Here is a 6,255-nt window from a genome sequence, read left to right as displayed (position 1 = left end):
TGGGAAATTGCGCACGCCGACATACGATGGGCTCCAGTTTTCATGGAAATGGTTCGGAGGCGATCCGGATGGCTTGTCCTCGAACTCGCGGGTGAACTGGTAGTTGTCGTACACGATGCTGCACTTGAGCGTGTTGAAGCAGAAGGCATCGAAGTCGTGCTGGGCAAACCGCAACGGCACCTCGAAGGTCTGCGGCGGTGGCGGGAGGTGGTCCTGGGAGGTGGCGGGCATGGCGTGCATGGGGCCTGTCGCAAGAGTGGCCAGCAAAACGGCGGACAGCGCGATGAGGTGTGGAAGCCTGGGATTTCCGGTATGGGGCCGTGGGCGCATCGCTGATGCCCGATCGGTGCGCGGGGTTTCTTCGGGCATGGCGCTTGGCGCCGAATCCCCGGGGCCATGACATGGCCGGTCACTCCACCGCCAGGGTGGCATCCCGGCAATGCTGGTGAAACGAATCCTCGGCATGGGGTTTTCTCGCATGGCCTGGCTGCGGTGTCGTGCGCGCCTGATTGGCCGACCTTAAAAGAAAGCCGTCCCGATGCGTGTAGGGTTTTTCCCACGCCAACCGCACCACGGTGGATTTGTGCCCGTGTTTTGCGATGCATTTGGCATCAATGTAGGGCCTGCGCGTTATGCGGGGCCGCAAGAGGCCAATCATGCATCGCGTCGGTATCGACGGCTCGGCGCATGGGTGGCGACGGGCATTCAAGGGCCGGTCCGTACCGGCAGTACCACGGTGGCCCGCAGGCCGTGCGGCTGGCGGTTTTCCAAGGTGAGTTCGCCGCCGTGGCTGCGGATGATCGACCAGGCCGAAGCCAGGCCCAGGCCGAAGCCGCCTGTTGCGCGGTTGCGCGAGGGTTCGACGCGGAAGAAGGGCTGGCACAGCCTGGGGATCAGGCCGGTCGGCACGCCGGGGCCGGCGTCGTCGATGGTGATGACGACCCGGCGCTCCTGCGTGCTCAGCGTCACCGCCGCCGCCGTGCCGTACTTCACTGCGTTGTCGACGAGGTTGGTCAGCGCGCGCTTGAGCGCAAGGGGACGGCCCAGGTAGACCAGCTGCCGCAGCCCGGCGGAGCGCACCGGCTGGCCCAGGTCGCGGAAGTCGTCCAGCACGGTGTGGAGCAGTTCGCCCAGCTCGAAGCGGGTCGGCTCCTCGTCCCGCCCGTCGAGGCGGAAGAAGGCCAGGCTGGCCTCGACCATCGCCTGCATCTCGTCGACGTCGCGGAACAGCTTGCGCTGCTGCTCCGGGTCGTCCACGAACTCGCCGCGCAGGCGCATGCGCGTCAGCGGCGCACGCAGGTCGTGGGAGATCGCGGTGAACATTTCGGTGCGGCTGTCCATCAGGCGCTGGATACGCTCCTGCATGGCGTTGAAGGCGGCGGCCGCCTCGCGGATCTCGCGCGGGCCGGCCAGCTTCAGCGGCTCCGCCCGCGCGTCGGTGCCGAACTGCTCGGCGGCCCGGGCGAAGCGCTGCACCGGCCGGGCCAGGCGCTGGCTGGCCAGGTTGGCGATCACGGCGCTGGAGAGCAGCACGAACAGCAGGATCAGCAGCTTCCGCGCGCCGCGGCCGATGCCCCAGCTGCGCTGCGGGGTGTCGAAGACGATCCAGCTGCGGTCGGATAGCTCGATGGCCAACACGTACTTGTCCGGCGCGGGCGCGGCGTGACGGTCGGCTTCGTCGGGGGCGAACGCCAGGACCGCGGCGTCGGTCCGGTTGAGCATGCCTGCGAGCTTGGCCCAGAACGGACCGTGCTCGTTCTTGCCGAGGCCGGGCGGGATGGGCACCTGCTCGCGGCGCGGATACCAGTGGACGCTGAAGGCGGGCGAGACCAGCTTGCCGGCCAGCGCCGCGCGTTCGCCGGCGGGGATCTGGTCGATGGTGCGGGTGATGCCGGCAGCCTGGGCGATGAGGGCGTTGTCTTCCAGCGGCGGTTGCGCCCACACGCCGGCGAATTGCGCGAAGGCCAGGCCCATCAGCACCGCGACAAGGATGGCGGCCGCCAGGTTGAGGGCGAACCAGCTGGCGATGCTGTCCAGCAGGGGAGGGCGCTTCACGGCACCCGCTCCACCGGCATGGTGAAGATGTAGCCGGCGTTGCGCACGGTGCGGATCATCTCCGGGCTGCGCACGTTGGCTTCGATCTTGCGCCGGATGCGGCTGATCTGCACGTCGATGCTGCGGTCGTAGGCCTCGTGGCCGGAGCCGCGCGCGTAGTCCAGCAGTTGCTCGCGGGTCAGCAGCCGTTGCGGATGTTCGAGGAACACCAGCAGCAACTCGAACTCGCCGCTGGACAGGGGCACCAGCGTCATGTCCGCCGAGCGCAGCTCGCGCCGGGCGAGGTCCAGGCGCCAGTTGCCGAAGCGCAGGCCGGGGTGATGCTCGCCCGCGGCGGGCAGGTGGCGCGCGGCACGGCGCAGCAGCGCGCGGACGCGGGCCAGCAGTTCGCGGGCGTCGAACGGCTTGGCGAGGTAGTCGTCCGCGCCCAGTTCGAGGCCGACGATGCGGTCGGTGGTCTCGGTCACGGCGGTCAGCATGATGATGGGGATGCTGGAGGCCGCGCGCACCCGCTTGCACAGGCTCAGCCCGTCTTCGCCGGGCAGCATCACGTCGAGGATCAGCGCATCGAAGCGCTTGCTCGCCATCAGGGCGTCCATCTGCGTGCCCGAGTCCGCCACGTCCACGGCATAGTCGTAGCGCTCCAGGAATTTCTTGAGCAGGGCGAGCAGATCTTCGTCGTCGTCCACGACAAGGATGCTGGACATGGCGGTCACCAGGGGGGAACGGGAACGCGGGACGCGATGGCCGCTGTTATACGGCAACGCCCGCGCGCAAGCACATATTTCGGCGGTGAAACATTGTTGCGGGCAGGCAGCGATCGGGACAAACCCGGGACATATCGCCTTGCCAGCATGCCTCGTCCCCCGAGCGCAAGGGTCGAGCCGCCATGTCAGCGATTTTCACCCGCAACTGGTTGCACCGCTGGCTGTTGCCTGGCGTCGACGAGGCGGTGCCGGACGAAGCCTGCCCGCCGTCCGGCGGGCGCGACCGCGAGCGGGTGCTGGCGGCCGCGCAGGCGGTCGAGCCGGACATCGGCAAGGCGATGCACTGGTTCGTCAGCGTGCCGATCCGGGAACTGGGCGACAAGACGGCCCGGCAACTGGTGGATGAAGGCGCCACGGCGGAACTGCTGGCGATGATCGCGGCGATCCGCAGCGGCCGCCGCGGTCGTTGAGGCACACATGGGTGCGTAGGCGGCACCGTCTCCTGATCCGTTACCGAGGAAAGCCGAGTGATGAAGAAACTATGTTGTGGCCTGCTGGCCGCCACGCTGCCGGTGTGTGCGTGGGCGCAATCGACGACTGCATCGCAGGACGCGACCGATGCCTCGCCGCCGTCGCGCTGGCGGCTGGGCGTCGGCGTGGTGGCGGTCGACAACTCCTATGTGGGCGTGGGCACCCGGTTGACGCCCTTTCCGCTGGTCAGCTTCGAGGGCGAGCGCTTTTTCTTCCGCGGCATTTCCGGCGGCGCGCATCTGTGGAAGGCCGGCGGCTTCACACTTGACGCCATCGTCGGCACCGGCTTCAACAACGTCAGCGCCAGCGATTTCAGCCGCTCGGCGCTGGCCCGCCGCGGCATCGACCGCAGCGACCTCGATAACCGCAACCGCAGCATCGACGTCGGCTTCGCCGGCAGTTGGCGCGGCGAGGCCGGGCAGTTCAGGCTGGAGGCCAAGACGGACGTCTCGGGCCAAAGCAAGGGGCAGGAATACGCCGCGCGCTACAGTTACCCGCTGCACTGGGGACGTTTCACGATCACGCCGAACGCGGGCGCCACCTACCTCTCCAGCAAGGTCGCCAACTATTACTACGGCATCCACCCGGAGGAGGAGCGGCGCGGCGTGCCAGGCTACCGGCCAAACGGGGCACTGATCCCGGATGTGGGCGTCAACGTGGCTCGCCCGCTGGGTGGCCGCTGGATGCTGATGCTCAATGCGAAGTACAGCGCCTTGCCCAGCAAGATCAGCGATAGCCCGTTGATCGACGGCAGCAGGGCGACCTCGGTGTTCGTGGCGATCAGCCGGGCGCTTTGAGCCGGGCAGGCCCGGCCATGCCATCAGCCGGGCAGCGCGGCGGATCGCGTCCGGCACGGCCGTCTCGCGATGAAGCGCCCTAAGAAAAAGCCGCCCGAGGGCGGCTTTTTCCGTGCGGCACCGGCGGGCGATCAGCCGCCGCGCGAGGCGCGCTTGCGATCGTTCTCGGTGAGGTGCTTCTTGCGCAGGCGGATTTCCCTCGGCGTGACCTCGACCAGCTCGTCGTCGTCGATGAAGTCCAGCGCCTGTTCCAGCGTGAACTTGATCGCCGGGGTCAGCTGGATGGCGTCGTCCTTGCCCGAGGCGCGCATGTTGGTCAGCGGCTTGGGCTTGATGGCGTTGACGGTGAGGTCGTTGTCCTTCGAGTGGATACCGACCAGCTGGCCCTCGTACACCGAGTCGCCTTCCGCAGCAAACAGCTTGCCACGCTCCTGCAGCGGCCCCAGCGAGTAGGCGGGGGTGGTGCCGGCGGCGTTGGCGATCATCACGCCGTTGGGGCGCTTGGCGATCTGGCCTTCTTCCTTCGGGCCGTAGTGGTCGAACACGTGGAACAGCAGGCCCGAGCCCTGGGTGAGGGTCTTGAACTGGTTCTGGAAGCCGATCAGGCCGCGTGCCGGGATCAGGTACTCCAGGCGCACGCGGCCCTTGCCGTCGGGCTCCATGTTCTTCAGCTGGCCCTTGCGCACGCCCAGGCGCTCCATCACCGGACCCTGGTGGATCTCCTCCACGTCGATCACCAGCTGCTCGAACGGCTCCATCTTCTGGCCGTCGATCTCCTTGATGATCACTTCCGGACGCGACACGGCCAGCTCATAGCCCTCGCGGCGCATGTTCTCGATCAGCACCGACAGGTGCAGCTCGCCGCGGCCGGAGACCAGGAACTTGTCGGCGTCGGAGCCGTCCTCCACGCGCAGGGCCACGTTGTGCACCTTCTCGCGGTCGAGGCGCTCGCGGATCTGGCGGCTGGTGAGGAACTTGCCGCCGCTGAGGTCCTTGTTGCCGACGAACGGCGAGTTGTTGACCTGGAAGGTCATCGAGATGGTCGGCTCGTCCACGGTCAGCGCCGGCAGCGCCTCGGGCGCGTCCAGCGCGGTGACGGTGTCGGAGATGGTCAGCTCGGGGATGCCCGAGATGGCCACGATGTCGCCGGCCTCGGCGGAATCCTGCTCGATGCGCTCCAAGCCCATGAAGCCCAGCACCTGGCCGATCTTGCCCTGGCGCTTCTTGCCCTCGCGGTCGATCACCGCCACCGGCATGCCCTTCTTCAGCGTGCCGCGCTGGATGCGGCCGATGCCGATCACGCCGACGAAGTTGCTGTAGTCGAGCTGGCTGATGCGCATCTGGAACGGGCCTTCCGGGTCCACGTCGGGCTTGGGCGCGTGCTCCATGATGGCCTGGTAGAGCGGGGTCATGTCGCCTTCGCGGGCGTTCTCGTCCAGCGAGGCGTAGCCGTTCAGCGCCGAGGCGTAGACGATGGGGAACTCCATCTGCTCGGGCGTGGCACCCAGGCGGTCGAACAGGTCCCACACCTGCTCCACCACCCACTCCGGGCGGGCGCCGGGGCGGTCGATCTTGTTCACCACCACGATCGGCTTGAAGCCCATCGCGAAGGCCTTCTGGGTCACGAAGCGGGTCTGCGGCATCGGGCCGTCCATCGCGTCCACCAGGATCAGCACGGTGTCCACCATCGACAGCACGCGCTCCACCTCGCCGCCGAAGTCGGCGTGCCCGGGGGTGTCGACGATGTTGATGCGGTTGCCCTGCCAGGTGATGGCGGTGTTCTTGGCCAGGATGGTGATGCCGCGTTCCTTTTCCTGGTCGTTGGAATCCATCACGCGCTCGGCCAGCACGGTGCGCTCGGCGAGGGTGCCGGACTGCTTGAGCAGCTGGTCGACGAGGGTGGTCTTGCCGTGGTCGACGTGGGCGACGATGGCGATGTTGCGCAGGTTTTCGATGGACATAGGAGACTCGGGCAGCTGGATGGCCGCCTGCATGGCTATGGAAAGGGAATAACTCTGTAATTATACGGGCTTGTGCGGCGCAGTGCTCGTGGGGGCGGAATCGGCGCCGGAAAGGGCCTGCGGCCGGTTGTGCCCTGCGGGGGGCGGCCTGGCGCCGCGGCTTGGCCGGCGGCGGGGCGCCGCAGCCCGGGCGGGGCCCCGCCC

Annotated in this window: 5 protein-coding genes and 1 pseudogene; 2 read left to right on the top strand and 4 right to left on the bottom strand. The window is 67.9% G+C overall.

Annotation, left to right across the window (positions count from 1 at the left end; all coding sequences use genetic code 11):
- The 3 genes and pseudogenes from ACH65_RS03425 to ACH65_RS03415 form a co-directional block, all read right to left on the bottom strand.
- A pseudogene (locus ACH65_RS03425) lies at nt 1-369 on the bottom strand (hypothetical protein); the annotation flags it as partial.
- Nucleotides 370-705: 336 nt separating this feature from the next.
- On the bottom strand, nt 706-2,055 hold the full coding sequence (locus ACH65_RS03420; protein ID WP_049621179.1) for a sensor histidine kinase: 1,350 nt from the start codon (nt 2,053-2,055) through the stop codon (nt 706-708).
- Nucleotides 2,052-2,762: a response regulator gene (locus ACH65_RS03415; RefSeq protein WP_049621178.1), complete on the bottom strand. Its 711-nt coding sequence runs from the start codon at nt 2,760-2,762 to the stop codon at nt 2,052-2,054. The genes ACH65_RS03420 and ACH65_RS03415 overlap by 4 nt, the downstream gene beginning before the upstream one ends.
- Nucleotides 2,763-2,944: 182 nt before the next feature.
- Between ACH65_RS03415 and ACH65_RS03410 the strand changes: the two genes are divergently transcribed.
- Nucleotides 2,945-3,232, top strand: coding sequence for a hypothetical protein (locus tag ACH65_RS03410; protein WP_049621177.1), 288 nt, complete (start codon nt 2,945-2,947; stop codon nt 3,230-3,232).
- Between the two features lie 60 nt (nt 3,233-3,292).
- Nucleotides 3,293-4,090: a MipA/OmpV family protein gene (locus ACH65_RS03405; protein ID WP_049621176.1), complete on the top strand. Its 798-nt coding sequence runs from the start codon at nt 3,293-3,295 to the stop codon at nt 4,088-4,090.
- 131 nt (nt 4,091-4,221) lie between these two features.
- Here ACH65_RS03405 and typA read toward each other — a convergent pair whose 3' ends face one another.
- Entirely contained in the window at nt 4,222-6,051 is a 1,830-nt protein-coding gene (typA, locus tag ACH65_RS03400; protein WP_049621175.1) for a translational GTPase TypA, read from the bottom strand.
- Nucleotides 6,052-6,255 lie beyond the last annotated feature (204 nt).

Origin of the sequence: Frateuria defendens (genome assembly GCF_001182895.1) — a bacterium.
GTDB lineage: Bacteria > Pseudomonadota > Gammaproteobacteria > Xanthomonadales > Rhodanobacteraceae > Frateuria_B > Frateuria_B defendens.
Note: the sequence above shows the minus strand (reverse complement) of the source record. Positions and strands in the feature narration are given on the sequence as shown.

Excerpts from the sequence above, each read along its gene's own strand:
- ACH65_RS03415 (WP_049621178.1), bottom strand. The coding sequence starts at position 2,762 with ATGTCCAGCATCCTTGTCGTGGACGACGACGAAGATCTGCTCGCCCTG.
- ACH65_RS03410 (WP_049621177.1), top strand. The coding sequence starts at position 2,945 with ATGTCAGCGATTTTCACCCGCAACTGGTTGCACCGCTGGCTGTTGCCT.
- ACH65_RS03405 (WP_049621176.1), top strand. The coding sequence starts at position 3,293 with ATGAAGAAACTATGTTGTGGCCTGCTGGCCGCCACGCTGCCGGTGTGT.
- typA (WP_049621175.1), bottom strand. The coding sequence starts at position 6,051 with ATGTCCATCGAAAACCTGCGCAACATCGCCATCGTCGCCCACGTCGAC.